Annotated in this window: 11 protein-coding genes; 3 read left to right on the forward strand and 8 right to left on the reverse strand. The window is 70.1% G+C overall.

Annotated features, from left to right (window positions below):
* Positions 1-2: 2 nt before the first annotated feature.
* The 5 genes from B072_RS0127350 to B072_RS0127370 all read right to left on the reverse strand — a co-directional run bounded on the left by B072_RS0127350 (position 3) and on the right by B072_RS0127370 (position 5,320).
* Entirely contained in the window at positions 3-1,085 is a 1,083-nt protein-coding gene (locus B072_RS0127350) for an ADP-ribosylglycohydrolase family protein (protein WP_018533143.1), read from the reverse strand.
* Between the two features lie 66 nt (positions 1,086-1,151).
* Positions 1,152-2,447 carry an ABC transporter substrate-binding protein gene (locus tag B072_RS0127355; RefSeq protein ID WP_018533144.1) on the reverse strand — a complete coding sequence of 432 codons (1,296 nt, stop codon included), beginning with the start codon at positions 2,445-2,447 and terminating at the stop codon, positions 1,152-1,154.
* On the reverse strand, positions 2,447-3,289 hold the full coding sequence (locus B072_RS0127360; protein WP_018533145.1) for a carbohydrate ABC transporter permease: 843 nt from the start codon (positions 3,287-3,289) through the stop codon (positions 2,447-2,449). Before B072_RS0127360 ends, B072_RS0127355 begins: the two co-directional genes overlap by 1 nt.
* Positions 3,286-4,254, reverse strand: coding sequence for a carbohydrate ABC transporter permease (locus B072_RS0127365; RefSeq protein WP_018533146.1), 969 nt, complete (start codon positions 4,252-4,254; stop codon positions 3,286-3,288). Before B072_RS0127365 ends, B072_RS0127360 begins: the two co-directional genes overlap by 4 nt.
* A 19-nt stretch (positions 4,255-4,273) precedes the next feature.
* On the reverse strand, positions 4,274-5,320 hold the full coding sequence (locus B072_RS0127370) for a LacI family DNA-binding transcriptional regulator (RefSeq protein ID WP_018533147.1): 1,047 nt from the start codon (positions 5,318-5,320) through the stop codon (positions 4,274-4,276).
* A 285-nt stretch (positions 5,321-5,605) separates the two neighbouring features.
* Here B072_RS0127370 and B072_RS0127375 point away from each other — a divergent pair, with 285 nt between their 5' ends.
* The 3 genes from B072_RS0127375 (at position 5,606) to B072_RS0127385 (ending at position 12,761) form a co-directional block, all read left to right on the forward strand.
* Positions 5,606-6,337: a VIT1/CCC1 transporter family protein gene (locus B072_RS0127375; protein WP_018533148.1), complete on the forward strand. Its 732-nt coding sequence runs from the start codon at positions 5,606-5,608 to the stop codon at positions 6,335-6,337.
* Positions 6,338-6,688: 351 nt separating this feature from the next.
* Complete coding sequence (gene gltB, locus B072_RS0127380; protein ID WP_078506597.1) at positions 6,689-11,305, forward strand: glutamate synthase large subunit; 4,617 nt, start codon at positions 6,689-6,691, stop codon at positions 11,303-11,305.
* Entirely contained in the window at positions 11,298-12,761 is a 1,464-nt protein-coding gene (locus B072_RS0127385) for a glutamate synthase subunit beta (protein ID WP_018533150.1), read from the forward strand. The genes gltB and B072_RS0127385 overlap by 8 nt, the downstream gene beginning before the upstream one ends.
* Positions 12,762-12,869: 108 nt before the next feature.
* Here the strand turns inward: B072_RS0127385 and B072_RS0127390 are convergent, their stop codons facing one another.
* The 3 genes from B072_RS0127390 to B072_RS0127400 are packed head-to-tail and all read right to left on the reverse strand — an operon-like array spanning position 12,870 to position 14,183.
* Positions 12,870-13,109 (reverse strand): hypothetical protein, encoded by a 240-nt coding sequence (locus B072_RS0127390; RefSeq protein WP_018533151.1) that lies wholly within the window; start codon positions 13,107-13,109, stop codon positions 12,870-12,872.
* A gap of 16 nt (positions 13,110-13,125) precedes the next feature.
* Positions 13,126-13,644 carry a hypothetical protein gene (locus B072_RS0127395; protein ID WP_018533152.1) on the reverse strand — a complete coding sequence of 173 codons (519 nt, stop codon included), beginning with the start codon at positions 13,642-13,644 and terminating at the stop codon, positions 13,126-13,128.
* Positions 13,645-13,673: 29 nt separating this feature from the next.
* Positions 13,674-14,183, reverse strand: a complete 510-nt coding sequence (locus B072_RS0127400; RefSeq protein WP_018533153.1) for a lamin tail domain-containing protein — start codon at positions 14,181-14,183, stop codon at positions 13,674-13,676.
* Between the last annotated feature and the right edge of the window lie 28 nt (positions 14,184-14,211).

Here is a 14,211-nt window from a genome sequence, read left to right on the forward strand (position 1 = left end):
CATCACGCCACCGCCCCCGCGCGGTCCGGCGGCGTAGGCGTCAACTCGTCGGCCACGTCGAGGATGTGACGGCCCGCCATGGACGGGAGGCAGCTGCCGCGGACCGGGCCGATCGCCGCGTTCCAGGCCTGCGGGATCGCGGACTCGCCGCGCAGGGCGCCGGCCAGGGCTCCGGCCACCGCGGCCGTGGTGTCCGCGTCGCGGCCCATGTTCACCGCCGTGAGGACCGACTCGCGGAAGTCGCCGCGGGCCACGGCGAACGCGCCGAAGGCGAGACCGACGGCCTCGGGGGCCAGGTCCGTCCAGGGGTAGCCGCCGATCACGACCGCCTTGCGCACGGCGCGTTCCATGGAGAGCTGGGTGCCGTCCGGGTCGCGGCGGGCCCGGCGCGCCGCCTGCACCGCGCGGTGCAGGGAGCGGGCCGTCCAGGAGTCGTCGGGGACGACGGAGAGCGCCGCCTGGACCACCGCGTCCGGGTTGTGGCTGACCATCGCCGCGGCGACGCCCGCCGCCACGGCCCGGCCGCCGTGGATGCCCTCGCCGTCGTGGCTGACCGTGCCGTCGATGGCGACCAGGCGGGCCGCCTCGGCGGGGCGTCCGGCCGCGTACACACCGAACGGCGCCGCGCGCATCGCGAGTCCGTCGCTCCACGCGTGCCGGTGCTGGGCCGAGATGGGGGCCGCGAGACCCCGGCGCAGGTTCTCCAGGGTGCCGCGCTCGCTGAAGCCGGCGCCCTTGAACGGGCCCTCGTCGCGGTCCGCGATCCACGTGTGCCACGCCCGCTCGACGTGGCTGACCGTGAGCCCGGTCCCGTGCTCCGCGAGCAGCAGACCCGAGAAGATCGCGTACTCGGTGTCGTCCGTACCGGCCGGGTTCTCCGACACGAACCCCTCGATGCGGCCCCAGCGTTCCCGGATCTGGGACGGCTTCATGTTCTCGGCGGGGGCGCCGAGCGCGTCGCCGACGGCGAGTCCGAGGAGCGCGCCGCGGGCCCGGTCGCGCAGCGAGATGGTGGCGGGGGGCGGGGGCTGCGGGACCGTGCGGAGCCTGCGGGCCGACGGGTCCGGGTCGACGCTGACGCTCATGGTGTGTTCGTGCTCATTTCTGGGGTCGTGCCGGGTGGTGCGGGTGCTCGGCGCCGGTACGGCTGCTCAGCGCTGGTAGCGGTCGAGAATGCGGTTGCCGTCCCCCGCGAGGCGCTTGCGGAGCTCGGTGATGCCGATCGCGCCGTTGTAGTACTCCTGGTACGCCGGGGTGGCGATCTTGTCCTTCCACTCGGCGTAGCCGCGCACCCCGAGGACGGGGGAGGGGCGCAGGGACGCCGCTATGTCGGCACCGGTCCGCCAGCCGTACTTCGAGGTGGTGAGGGACGGGTCCTTGAGCGCCTCGGTGCTCGTGGGCAACAGCCAGTCGCCGCGCGCCAGTTGGACCTGGTGCCTGGCCTGCGTGAGGTACGCGATGAAGGCGGCCGCCTCCTTCTTGTGGGGGCTGTCCTCGGAGACCGAGAGGGTCTGCGGCGCGGTGCCCTGGGCGAGGCCGCCCGCGCCCTTCGGCATGGGCAGGACCGTCCAGTCGAAGCCCTTGGGCGCCTGCTGCTGGACCTGCTGCCGGTAGGAGAAGTTGAGCGGCAGCATCGCGTAGCGGCCCGCGAAGAAGCCGGGCAGTGTGTCCGAACCCGACATGCCCAGGCCCGACTTGGGGGCCGTGCGGTCCTGGTTGACCTGCCGGTTGATCAGCTGCGCGATCGCCGAGTCGGCGCCGTCGTAACGGATCTCGTTCTTGCCGTCCTTGTCCGTGTAGAAGATCCTGCCGCCGGTGGACAGGGACAGGTTCACCGACTGGCTGACCGGCTCCTTCATGGACCAGGCGACGCCGTAGGCGTTCCTGCCGCGCGTCAGCTTCTTGCACACGCGCTCGAACTCGTCCCAGGTCCACGGGTTCTCGGCGGTCGGGACGCGGACGCCGGACTCCTTGAGCAGCTTGGTGTTCGCGATGATCACGCGCGGCTCCTGGAGGAACGGGATGCCGTACACCTTGCCGTCGTACGTCGTCGTCGCCCAGGCGGCCTTCGGGATGTCCTGCTTCAGGGAGTCGGGCAGGTACGGGGCCAGGTCCGCGAGGTAGCCGCCGTATCCGAAGTCCGTGAGGTCGGAGGCGTCGTCGTGGAAGATGTCCGGCGCCTCGCCGCCCTCGAACGAGGTGAGGAGCTGGTCGTGGATGTTGTCCCAGCTGCCCTGGACGTACTTGACCTTGACTTCGGTGTGGCTGTCGTTCCACCGCTTCACGAGCGCCTTGTTGGCGTCGACCGACTCCTTCTGCCAGGCCAGGCTCAGGAATTCGAGGGTGATCGTGCCGTCGGCCGACTCGGAGTCCGAGCCGCCGCAGCCCGCGACGACGGTGGTGGCCACGCCCGCCGCGGCGGCGGTGAGGAAGGTGCGCCTGCGCATCAGCCCTTCACCGCCCCGCTCATCATGCCGCCGACCAGGCGCCGCTGGAGCAGCGCGAAGAAGACGAGGCTGGGGATCGTGGCCAGGACCGAGGCCGCCGCCAGCGGACCGAGGTCCGCGACGCCCTCGGCGCCGAGGAAGCGGGTGAGGATGACCGACATCGTCTGGTTCTCCGGGGACTTGAGGAGCACGAGGGCGAAGAAGAACTCGTTCCAGGCGGTCACGAAGCTGAACATCAGCGTGGCCACCAGACCGGGGGCCAGCAGCGGCAGCACCACGCTGACGAGCGTGCGCAGCCGGCTCGCCCCGTCCATCGCCGCCGCCTCCTCCAGGGAGGCCGGCACCGACTTCACGTAGCCCTGGAGCATCCACAGGGAGAAGGGCAGGTTCCACACGACGTAGACGAGGATCAGACCCGGGATGCTGTCGATCATGTGCAGGTTCTTCAGCACCAGGAACAGCGGGATGATCACCAGGACGAACGGGAACATCTGGCTGACCAGGATCCACGCCGTGCCCGCCTGGCTCACGCGCGTCTTGTAGCGGACCATCACGTACGCCGCCGGGACCGCGATGGCCACCGCGATCAGCGAGGCGCTGACCGCGACGATCAGGCTGTTGAGCGCCGAGTGGAGCAGCGGCTGGGCGTCGAAGGCCGTCCGGTAGTTGTCCAGGCTCGGGTGGACCGGGATCCAGGTCGGGTCGATCGAGCCCAGTTCCTGCGGGGACTTGAAGGACGTGGAGAGCAGCCAGAGGAACGGGAAGGCCAGGAAGACCATGTAGCAGAGCAGCGCCAGGTACTGACCGGCCCGGCCGGCGACCCGCGGGAGGGGAGTGCTCATGCCGCTGCCTCCACATCTTCCTTGAGCTTCTTGCGCAGGAACACGGTCAGCAGCACCGCGATCACGGCGACCATGACGAGTCCCATCGCGGCGGCGTAGCCGAACTGGCCGTACTTGAAGGCCTCCTCGTACGCGAAGAGCATCGGCAGCCGGGTCTGGCCGCCGGGCCCGCCCTGCGTCAGGACGTACACGAGGCCGAAGGAATTGAAGTTCCAGATGAAGTTGAGCGCGGTGATGGCCAGGACGACGGGCTTGAGCGCCGGCCACGTCACCGTCGTGAAGCGGCGCCACAGTCCGGCGCCGTCCAGCTGGGCGGCTTCGCGCAGCTCGTGCGGCACGTTCTGCAGGCCGGCCAGGAGCACGACCGTCGTCTGCGGCATGCCCGCCCAGACGCCCACGACGATGACCGCCGGGAGCGCGTAGGACAGGTCGGAGAGCCAGTCGACGTTCTCGTGGATCAGGCCGAGCTGGGTCAGCGTCTTGTTCAGGACGCCCGCGTCCGAGTGGTAGACGAGGCGCCACATGATGCCGACCACGACCTCGGGCATCGCCCAGGGGACGAGCGCCAGGGTGCGGGCCAGCCAGCGGAAGCGCAGGTTCTCGTTGAGCAGCAGGGCGAGGCCGAGGGCCAGGACGAACTGCAGCGCCGTGACGCAGACCGCCCAGATCAGGCCGATCCGGAACGACTCCCAGAACAGCCCGTCGTGGCGCAGGTCGAAGAAGTTGTCCAGTCCGACGAACTGCGTGGGCGACGTACGGCCCGCCTGCGAGTCCGTGAAGGCCAGCGAGACGCCGTACAGAAGGGGGCCCACGCTGAGTATCAGGATCGGGATCAGCGCGGGGAGCAGCAGGAACCACGCGCCCCGGTCCAGACCGAGCGCGCGCTTGCGCTGGTCCGGGGTGCGGGGCGGCGGTGTGCCGCGGCTGCCCGGGACGGCGCTGTCCCGGGAGGCTGTGAGACTCATGGTGCGAACCTCGTGACTCTCAACTGTCGGGCGCCGTCCGGCCCGTGGAGGCGCGGACGACGAGGCGGGGAGGGGCGGTGGTGTTGCGGGGGGCGGGTGTCTCGGCGGGGGTGTCGCTGGGGGCGTCGAGACGGTGGAGCAGCAGTTCGGCGGCGCGCCGGCCGCGTTCGGTGGAGCCCAGGTCGACGCTGGTCAGCGGGGGCCAGCCGGCCTGTGCGAGGACGCTGTCGTCCATGCCGGCGACGGCGACGTCCTCGGGTATGCGCAGCCCGCGGGCGTGCAGGGCGCGGGCGGCGCCGAGCGCGAGCTGGTCGTTGGCGCAGAACACCGCGTCGGGGCGGGCCCGCGTGAGGAGGCGGTCGGTGGCCTCGGCGCCCGACTCGATGCCGAAGTCCGTGTGCACGACGAGCTCCGGGTCGTATACGAGGCCGCAGCCGGCCAGCGCCTCGCGGTAGCCCGCGTCGCGGTTGCGGCCCGGCACGGTGTCCGAGGGGCCGTTGACGAACGCGATGCGGCGGCGGCCCGTCTCGTGCAGATGGCGTACGGCGAGGGCGGCGCCCGCGACGGAGTCGGCGCGCACACTGTCCACGGGTACGCCGTCGGGCAGGGAGCCTATGACCACGACGGGGCCCGCGGCGGTGCGCAGCGCCTCGACGTGCTCGTCGGTGATGCGGATGGGGCACAGGATGAGGCCGTCGCTGGTGCGGTCGCCGAGGCTGCGCAGGACCGCGAGCTCGTCCTCGACGACGGCGTCCGTGGAGTGCAGCAGCAGCCGGTATCCGGCCGCCTTCGCCACGGACTGGATGGCGCGGACCATCGACACGTACACCGGGTTGCCGATGTCGGGCATCGCGAAGGTGAGCTGGTGGGTGCGGCCGCCCTTGAGGGAGCGGGCCACCGCGTTGGGCACGTAGCCCAGTTCGGCGGCGGCGCGCTCGACCTTGGTGACGGTGTCGCGGCGGGCGCCCAGGCCGTTGAGGACGCGCGAGACGGAGGCGATGGAGACTCCGGCGCGCTCGGCGATGGAGACGATCGTCGGTTGCCCTGTGCTGGTTCCTGCGCCCATCTCTTTGCCCCCGTACGTCCATGAACTTCCGGTATCTGTAAACGTTTCCCGAAACTGGAAACGTTTACAGATGTTGCGGTCATGTTTCCCGAACCGTCAACGGACGCATCACGTGATCCATCTCACGGGTGAGTCCGGGAAGGTGGAGGTCACGGACCGCAGGGGGTGTTGCGCAGGGCGCAAAACCGCAGGTAAGTACGGCCTTCCTTGCTAGCGGCGGCGTTTTTTCGCGCGTACTTTCGAGGCCGTAGAAAGCAGGAACAAAGGGGAACGGGGATCACTGGCATGGCCATCATCGAGACCGAGGCGACACTCCACGACGCGCACCGGGACAACCACACCCACCGCGACGTGAACGGCGGCTGGCTGCGCCCCGCGGTGTTCGGCGCGATGGACGGCCTCGTCTCCAACTTCGCGCTCATGGCCGGTGTCGCGGGCGGCGCCGCCTCGCAGCAGACCGTCATCATCACCGGCCTGTCGGGCCTGGCCGCGGGCGCCTTCTCCATGGCGGCCGGCGAGTACACCTCCGTCGCCTCCCAGCGTGAGCTGGTCGAGGCCGAACTCGACGTCGAGCGGCGTGAGTTGAAGAAGCACCCGGCCGACGAGGAGAAGGAGCTCGCCGAGCTGTACGTGTCGCGCGGCGTCGAGCCCGGCCTGGCCGCGGAGGTCGCCCGGCAGCTCTCCAAGGACCCCGAGCAGGCCCTGGAGATCCACGCGCGCGAGGAGCTCGGCATCGATCCGGGCGATCTGCCGTCGCCGACCGTGGCCGCGGTGTCGTCCTTCGGCTCGTTCGCCCTGGGCGCCCTCATTCCCGTACTGCCCTATCTGCTCGGCGCGAGTGCGCTGTGGCCCGCCGTCGTCCTGGCGCTCGTCGGGCTCTTCGCGTGCGGGGCCGTCGTGGCCAAGGTGACGGCCCGCTCGTGGTGGTTCAGCGGATTGCGGCAGTTGGCCCTGGGTGGCGCGGCGGCGGGTGTGACCTATCTCCTGGGCAGCCTGTTCGGCACGGCAATAGGTTGACGGTCGCCGGGTGGCCGCCGGATGATGGCTATACAGGGCCTTGCATAAGTAGTCGTTACCGGACGGTTTCGAATACTTGACCACGGGGCATGAGCCGTAAGCGCTGAGGGCAATGAGGCCCGCGGCGCACATCGGTACGTCGGCCCCCACCGGTCACCATCTGTCCGCCGGGGTCTCCTTCCGTCGCCACCGCGGCGTCCGCATGCTGGAACGAAGTATCCACTTCTCGGGAATCGCTCCATCATGTAACCTGCACGAAATTTTGCAGCAGCATGAACTTCGCAGTACTCAGCAGAGGGCCAACGTCGTCCCTCGGCACTTGCAAATGCCACGACGACGACGGGAGAGCCGATGCGTACGCCGCGCCAGCCGTCCCAGCACTCCACCGGCCAGAACTGGTCGCACATGGATGCTCGCCCTGCCGCCCAGGGTATGTACGACCCGCGCAACGAGCACGACGCCTGCGGCGTCGGTTTCGTGGCCACCCTCACCGGTGAGGCGAGCCACACGCTGGTCGAGCAGGCGCTCACCGTTCTGCGCAATCTGGAACACCGCGGTGCCACCGGCTCCGAGCCCGACTCGGGCGACGGCGCGGGCATCCTGTCCCAGGTTCCGGACGCCTTCCTGCGCGAGGCGGTCGACTTCGACCTGCCCGACGCCGGTGCGTACGCCGTCGGTATCGCCTTCCTGCCGGAGAACGACACCGAGTCCTTCGTCTCGCAGCTCGAGACCATCGCCGGTGAAGAGGGCCTGAACGTCCTCGGGTGGCGTGAGGTCCCCGTCGCCCCGCAGCTGCTCGGCGCCACCGCCCGCTCGACGATGCCGGTCTTCCGGCAGATCTTCGTGGCGGACGCGGACGGTGCCGCGAAGGACATCGCGCTCGACCGCAAGGCCTTCGTCCTGCGCAAGCGTGCCGAGCGCGAGGCCGACGTGTACTTCCCGTCGCTCTCCGCCCGCACCATCGTCTACAAGGGCATGCTGACCACCGGCCAGCTGGAGCCCTTCTTCCCGGACCTGTCCGACCGCCGCTTCGCGTCGGCGATCGCGCTCGTCCACTCGCGCTTCTCCACGAACACCTTCCCGTCGTGGCCGCTCGCGCACCCGTACCGCTTCGTCGCGCACAACGGTGAGATCAACACCGTCAAGGGCAACCGCAACTGGATGCGTGCCCGCGAGTCCCAGCTCGCCTCCGAGCTTTTCGGATCGGAGGAAGGCAAGGACCTTGCGCGGATCTTCCCGATCTGTACGCCGGACGCCTCGGACTCCGCGTCCTTCGACGAGGTGCTCGAACTTCTGCACCTCGGTGGCCGTTCGCTTCCGCACAGCGTCCTGATGATGATCCCGGAGGCGTGGGAGAACCACGACTCCATGGACGCCGACCGCCGCGCCTTCTACCAGTACCACTCCACGATGATGGAGCCCTGGGACGGCCCGGCCTGTGTCACCTTCACCGACGGCACCCAGGTCGGCGCCGTTCTCGACCGCAACGGTCTGCGCCCCGGCCGCTACTGGGTCACCGACGAGGGCCTCGTCGTCCTCGGCTCCGAGGTCGGCGTCCTCGACATCGACCCGGCGAAGGTCGTCAAGAAGGGCCGCCTGCAGCCCGGCCGCATGTTCCTCGTGGACACCGCCGAGCACCGCATCATCGAGGACGACGAGATCAAGGCCGGCCTCGCCGCCGAGCAGCCGTACGGCGACTGGCTGGAAGCCGGCGAGATCGAGCTCTCCGACCTGCCCGAGCGCGAGCACATCGTGCACACGCACGCCTCCGTCACGCGCCGCCAGCAGACCTTCGGCTACACCGAGGAAGAGCTGCGCATCCTCGTCGCCCCGATGGCGAAGACCGCCGCCGAGCCGATCGGCTCGATGGGCACGGACACCCCGATCGCCGCCCTCTCGGCGCGCCCGCGGCTCCTCTTCGACTACTTCACCCAGCTGTTCGCCCAGGTCACGAACCCGCCGCTGGACGCCATCCGCGAGGAGCTCGTCACCTCGCTGCGCTCCTCGCTCGGCCCGGGCAGCAACCTCCTGGAGCCCACGGCCGCCTCCTGCCGCTCGGTCACCCTGCCCTTCCCGGTGATCGACAACGACGAGCTGGCCAAGCTCATCCACATCAACGCCGACGGCGACATGCCCGGCATGAAGGCCGCGACGCTGTCCGGTCTCTACCGGGTCTCCGGCGGCGGCGACGCCCTCGCCGCCCGCATCGACGAGATCTGCGCCGAGGTCGACGCCGCCATCGAGGCCGGCGCCCACCTCCTCGTGCTCTCCGACCGCCACTCGGACGCCGAGCACGCGCCGATCCCGTCGCTGCTGCTCACCTCCGCCGTTCACCACCACCTCATCCGCACGAAGAAGCGGACCCAGGTGGGCCTGCTCGTCGAGGCCGGTGACGTCCGCGAGGTCCACCACGTCGCGCTGCTCATCGGCTTCGGTGCCGCGGCCGTCAACCCGTACCTGGCGATGGAGTCGGTCGAGGACCTGGTCCGCGCCGGCACCTTCCTGCCCGCCGACGAGGAGGGCGGGGCCGAGCAGGCCATCCGCAACCTCATCTACGCGCTCGGCAAGGGCGTCCTCAAGGTCATGTCCAAGATGGGCATCTCCACCGTCGCCTCCTACCGCGGCGCCCAGGTCTTCGAGGCCGTCGGCCTCGACGAGGCCTTCGTGGAGAAGTACTTCAACGGCACGGTCACCAAGATCGGCGGCGCCGGTCTCGACGTCGTCGCCGGCGAGGTCGCCGCCCGGCACGCCAAGGCGTACCCGGCCTCCGGCATCGCCCCGGCGCACCGCGCCCTGGAGATCGGCGGCGAGTACCAGTGGCGCCGCGAGGGCGAGCCGCACCTGTTCGACCCGGAGACGGTCTTCCGCCTCCAGCACGCGACCCGCTCGCGCCGCTACGACATCTTCAAGAAGTACACGGACCGCGTGAACGAGCAGTCCGAGCGCCTCATGACGCTGCGCGGCCTGTTCGGCTTCAAGGCGGACGACCGCGCCCCGATCTCGATCGACGAGGTCGAGCCGGTCTCCGAGATCGTCAAGCGGTTCTCGACCGGCGCCATGTCGTACGGCTCCATCTCGCGCGAGGCCCACGAGACCCTCGCCATCGCCATGAACCAGCTGGGCGGCAAGTCCAACACCGGTGAGGGCGGCGAGGACGCCGACCGTCTCTACGACCCGGCGCGCCGCTCCTCCATCAAGCAGGTCGCCTCCGGCCGCTTCGGTGTGACGAGCGAGTACCTGGTCAACGCCGACGACATCCAGATCAAGATGGCTCAGGGCGCCAAGCCCGGTGAGGGCGGTCAGCTGCCCGGCCACAAGGTCTACCCGTGGGTCGCGAAGACGCGTCACTCGACGCCGGGCGTGGGCCTCATCTCCCCGCCGCCGCACCACGACATCTACTCCATCGAGGACCTGGCTCAGCTGATCCACGACCTCAAGAACGCCAACCCGCAGGCCCGCATCCACGTGAAGCTGGTCTCCGAGGTCGGCGTCGGCACGGTCGCCGCAGGTGTCTCCAAGGCGCACGCGGACGTGGTCCTGATCTCCGGCCACGACGGCGGCACGGGCGCCTCGCCGCTCACGTCGCTGAAGCACGCGGGCGGTCCCTGGGAGCTCGGCCTCGCCGAGACCCAGCAGACGCTGCTGCTCAACGGCCTGCGCGACCGGATCGTGGTCCAGACGGACGGCCAGCTGAAGACCGGCCGCGACGTCATCATCGCCGCGCTCCTCGGCGCCGAGGAGTTCGGTTTCGCGACCGCGCCGCTCGTCGTCTCCGGCTGCGTCATGATGCGCGTCTGCCACCTGGACACCTGCCCGGTCGGCATCGCCACCCAGAACCCGACGCTGCGCGAGCGGTTCTCCGGCAAGGCCGAGTACGTCGTCAACTTCTTCGAGTTCATCGCCCAGGAAGTCCGCGAGCTCCTCGCCGAGCTCGGCTTCCGCTCCATCGAGGAGGCCGTCGGCCACGCCGAACTCCTCGACACCGAGCGGGCCGTGGACCACTGGAAGGCGCAGGGCCTGGACCTGGAGCCGCTCTTCTACGTCCCCGAGCTGCCGGACGGCGCCGTGCGCCACCAGCTGATCACCCAGGACCACGGCCTGGAGAAGGCGCTCGACAACGAGCTCATCAAGCTCGCCGCCGACGCCCTCGCGGCCAACGACCAGACGGACGCCCAGCCGGTCCGCGCCCAGGTCGCCATCCGCAACATCAACCGCACGGTCGGCACCATGCTCGGCCACGAGGTGACGAAGAAGTTCGGTGGCGCGGGCCTGCCCGACGACACCATCGACATCACCTTCACCGGCTCGGCGGGCCAGTCCTTCGGCGCCTTCGTCCCACGCGGTGTCACCCTCCGCCTGGAGGGCGACGCCAACGACTACGTCGGCAAGGGCCTCTCCGGCGGCCGCATCGTGGTCCGCCCGGACCGCGGCGCCGACCACCTCGCCGAGTACTCGACGATCGCCGGCAACACGATCGCGTACGGCGCGACGGGCGGCGAGCTGTTCCTGCGCGGCCGCACCGGCGAGCGCTTCTGCGTCCGCAACTCCGGTGCCACGGTCGTCTCGGAGGGCGTGGGCGACCACGGCTGCGAGTACATGACCGGCGGTCACGCGGTGGTCCTCGGCGAGACGGGCCGCAACTTCGCGGCCGGCATGTCGGGCGGTGTCGCCTACGTCATCGACCTCGACACCGACAACGTGAACGGCGCGAGCCAGTCCGCGGTCGAGGCCCTCGACGACACCGACAAGCAGTGGCTGCACGACGTCGTGCGCCGCCACGCGGAGGAGACCGGCTCGACGGTCGCCGAGAAGCTGCTCGCCGAGTGGCCGGTCGCGGTCGACCGCTTCAGCAAGATCATCCCCAGCACGTACAAGGCAGTGCTCGCCGCCAAGGACGCCGCCGAGCGAGACGGTCTCTCGGAGACCGAGATCACCGAGAAGATGATGGAGGCGGCGACCAATGGCTGATCCCAAGGGCTTTCTCAACCACGGGCGCGAGGTCGCCAAGACCCGCCCCGTCGGCGAGCGGGTGCAGGACTGGAACGAGGTCTACGTTCCCGGCTCCCTGCTCCCCATCATCAGCAAGCAGGCCTCGCGCTGCATGGACTGCGGCATCCCGTTCTGCCACAACGGCTGCCCGCTCGGGAACCTGATCCCCGAGTGGAACGACTTCGCGTACCGCGAGGACTGGTCCGCCGCGCAGGAGCGCCTGCACGCGACGAACAACTTCCCGGAGTTCACGGGCCGTCTGTGCCCCGCTCCGTGTGAGTCGGCGTGCGTGCTCGGCATCAACCAGCCGGCCGTGACCATCAAGAACGTCGAGGTCTCGATCATCGACCAGGCGTGGGACCGGGGCGACGTCGCCCCGCAGGTCCCGGAGCGCCTGTCGGGCAAGACCGTCGCCGTCATCGGCTCGGGTCCGGCGGGTCTCGCCGCCGCCCAGCAGCTGACGCGGGCCGGTCACACGGTCGTCGTCTACGAGCGCGCCGACCGCATCGGCGGCCTGCTCCGCTACGGCATCCCCGAGTTCAAGATGGAGAAGCGCCACATCAACCGCCGCATCGAGCAGATGCGCGCGGAGGGCACCAAGTTCCGTACGGGCGTGGAGATCGGCCGCGACATAGACGCGGGCAAGCTCCGCAAGCGCCACGACGCGGTCGTGGTCGCCGCCGGTGCCACCATCTCCCGCGACCTGCCGGTCCCGGGCCGTGAGCTGAACGGCATCCACTTCGCGATGGAGTACCTGCCGCTCTCCAACAAGGTGCAGGAGGGCGACTTCGTGACGCCCCCGATCACCGCCGAGGGCAAGCACGTCGTCGTCATCGGCGGCGGCGACACCGGCGCCGATTGCGTGGGCACCGCCCACCGCCAGGGCGCCGCCTCGGTCACGCAGCTGGAGATCATGCCGCGCCCGAACGACGACCGGAACCCGGTCTCGCAGCCGTGGCCGACCTTCCCGATGCTCTACAAGGTCACCTCGGCGCACGAGGAGGGCGGCGAGCGGGTCTACTCCGTCTCGACGACCCACTTCGAGGGCGACGAGGACGGCAACGTCCAGTGGCTGCACCTCACCGAGGTCGAGTTCATCGACGGCAAGCTGACCCCGAAGCCCGGCACCGAGCGCAAGATCCCCGCCCAGCTGGTCACCCTCGCCATGGGCTTCACGGGCACCGACCAGGAGAACGGCCTGGTCTCCCAGTTCGACCTGGAGCTCGACGCGCGCGGCAACATCGAGCGCGACGCCGACTTCCAGACGAACGTCCCGGGAGTCTTCGTGGCGGGCGACGCCGGCCGCGGCCAGTCCCTGATCGTCTGGGCCATCGCGGAGGGCCGCTCGGCCGCCCGCGGGGTGGACCGGTTCCTGACCGGTGCCTCGGACCTGCCGGCCCCGATCAAGCCGACGGACCGCGCCCTCATGGTGTGACGCTCCGTCCATAGACGTCCCGTACAACGGCGTACGGAACAGAGCGCGACGCTCGCCCGAACAGTCCCCGACCGGACGACATGGGCGGGCGTCGCGGTGCGTCCGGGGTCAGGCGTCCCCGCGCCGCGGATCGCCGGGGACCGTCCGGATCCAGGAGCTGAACCACCAGCAGACCACGACGGGGCCCACGAGCATCGCGAGCAGCCACAGCCCCACACCGGCCGGCGAGAGCACCACGCGCTCCCACCGCTCCGGAAGCAGCGCCGGGAGAGCGATCGCCAGCACGAGCACGAGCCAGGTGCCCAGCACCGCGAGCACGGCCTTCGACACGATCACGGCCTTGCGCATCGATTCCCCTGTTTCATCAGCAGGCGTCGTCCGCCCGCGCCCGGAACTCCGTCCGGCTCATGGCCTTTCCGTCGGCCCACCACCGCCCGGGCGCCAGACCCTCGACGTCCGCGCGTGTGAAGTCGACGGTGCCCTTGTAGCGCACGGTGTCGTCCGGCCCGACGACGAACCACATCGAGTAGTCCCGGCCGGGCGCCAGCTTCGTGGCGGAACCCGCCTTGCCGTGCCACCCCTTCGGGAGGCGGAAGAGGCTGAGCTCCTGTTCGCCGGTGGCCGTACCGGGCGGCCGGGCCGACCAGTGGTCCAGGGCCGCGGGGTCCGCCTCGTCGCCCTTCTCGTCGATCCTGAGGAGCACGACCTCCCGGAGGGCGTCGTCCGAGCAGGGCCGCAGCAGCGCCCGTACGTCCCCGTCCGGGCCCTTGCCGACGGCCACGAGGGGGAGTTCGGGCGGACTGCAGCCGCCCGCGAGCAGGGCGAGGGCCACGACCGCACCGGCCCGGGACAGCGTGCGCGCCGTCCTGCTGTCGCTGTTCATGGTGGCCCCCGCCTCGCTTCCGTACCGACTCAGCTGTGGAAGCTGATGTACCCGTTGCCGTCACGGTCGTTGGCGGACTTCGTGTACGCGTGGGTGTCCGCGTGCGAGCCCGACGGCTTGTACAGGTAGATCGTGTCCTTGTCGTTGTTCCACATGAAGTTGCAGTTGGCGCGGTAGACGACGTTCTTCGCGTCCGAGTCCGTGCCCCGCCCGCCGCGCAGGCGGACGTAGTCACCGGGCTGGAGGCTGTGGCTCTTGGTGAACGTGAACCTGTTGCCGGTCTTGTCCTTGACCACGTAGCCCTTGAGGTTCACCGTCGCGGTCTTGGAGTAGTTCTTGATCGTCACGTACTCCTTGTACGTGTTGCCGCCGGAGCAGCGGTTGTCGTCGCTGCCGGGGGCGTCGTACTGGACCCCGCGGACCTTCAGCGCCGAGCTGTACTCGGTCGCGTACGCGGGGGCGGCCGCCAGCAGGGCCACGGCCGCCATCGCGGAGACGGAGACGACGGAAGCGGCGGCCAGAGCCGGACGTATCTGCATGTTGGTTCCTTAACGGGCTTGCGTGGGA

Origin of the sequence: Streptomyces sp. HmicA12, assembly GCF_000373565.1 — a bacterium.
Classification (GTDB): domain Bacteria; phylum Actinomycetota; class Actinomycetes; order Streptomycetales; family Streptomycetaceae; genus Streptomyces.

Bases quoted from the DNA above. Each gene is read 5' to 3' on its own strand.
- B072_RS0127350 (WP_018533143.1), bottom strand. From the start codon at position 1,085: ATGAGCGTCAGCGTCGACCCGGACCCGTCGGCCCGCAGGCTCCGCACG.
- B072_RS0127355 (WP_018533144.1), bottom strand. From the start codon at position 2,447: ATGCGCAGGCGCACCTTCCTCACCGCCGCCGCGGCGGGCGTGGCCACC.
- B072_RS0127360 (WP_018533145.1), bottom strand. From the start codon at position 3,289: ATGAGCACTCCCCTCCCGCGGGTCGCCGGCCGGGCCGGTCAGTACCTG.
- B072_RS0127365 (WP_018533146.1), bottom strand. From the start codon at position 4,254: ATGAGTCTCACAGCCTCCCGGGACAGCGCCGTCCCGGGCAGCCGCGGC.
- B072_RS0127370 (WP_018533147.1), bottom strand. From the start codon at position 5,320: ATGGGCGCAGGAACCAGCACAGGGCAACCGACGATCGTCTCCATCGCC.
- B072_RS0127375 (WP_018533148.1), top strand. From the start codon at position 5,606: ATGGCCATCATCGAGACCGAGGCGACACTCCACGACGCGCACCGGGAC.
- gltB (WP_078506597.1), top strand. From the start codon at position 6,689: ATGCGTACGCCGCGCCAGCCGTCCCAGCACTCCACCGGCCAGAACTGG.
- B072_RS0127385 (WP_018533150.1), top strand. From the start codon at position 11,298: ATGGCTGATCCCAAGGGCTTTCTCAACCACGGGCGCGAGGTCGCCAAG.
- B072_RS0127390 (WP_018533151.1), bottom strand. From the start codon at position 13,109: ATGCGCAAGGCCGTGATCGTGTCGAAGGCCGTGCTCGCGGTGCTGGGC.
- B072_RS0127395 (WP_018533152.1), bottom strand. From the start codon at position 13,644: ATGAACAGCGACAGCAGGACGGCGCGCACGCTGTCCCGGGCCGGTGCG.
- B072_RS0127400 (WP_018533153.1), bottom strand. From the start codon at position 14,183: ATGCAGATACGTCCGGCTCTGGCCGCCGCTTCCGTCGTCTCCGTCTCC.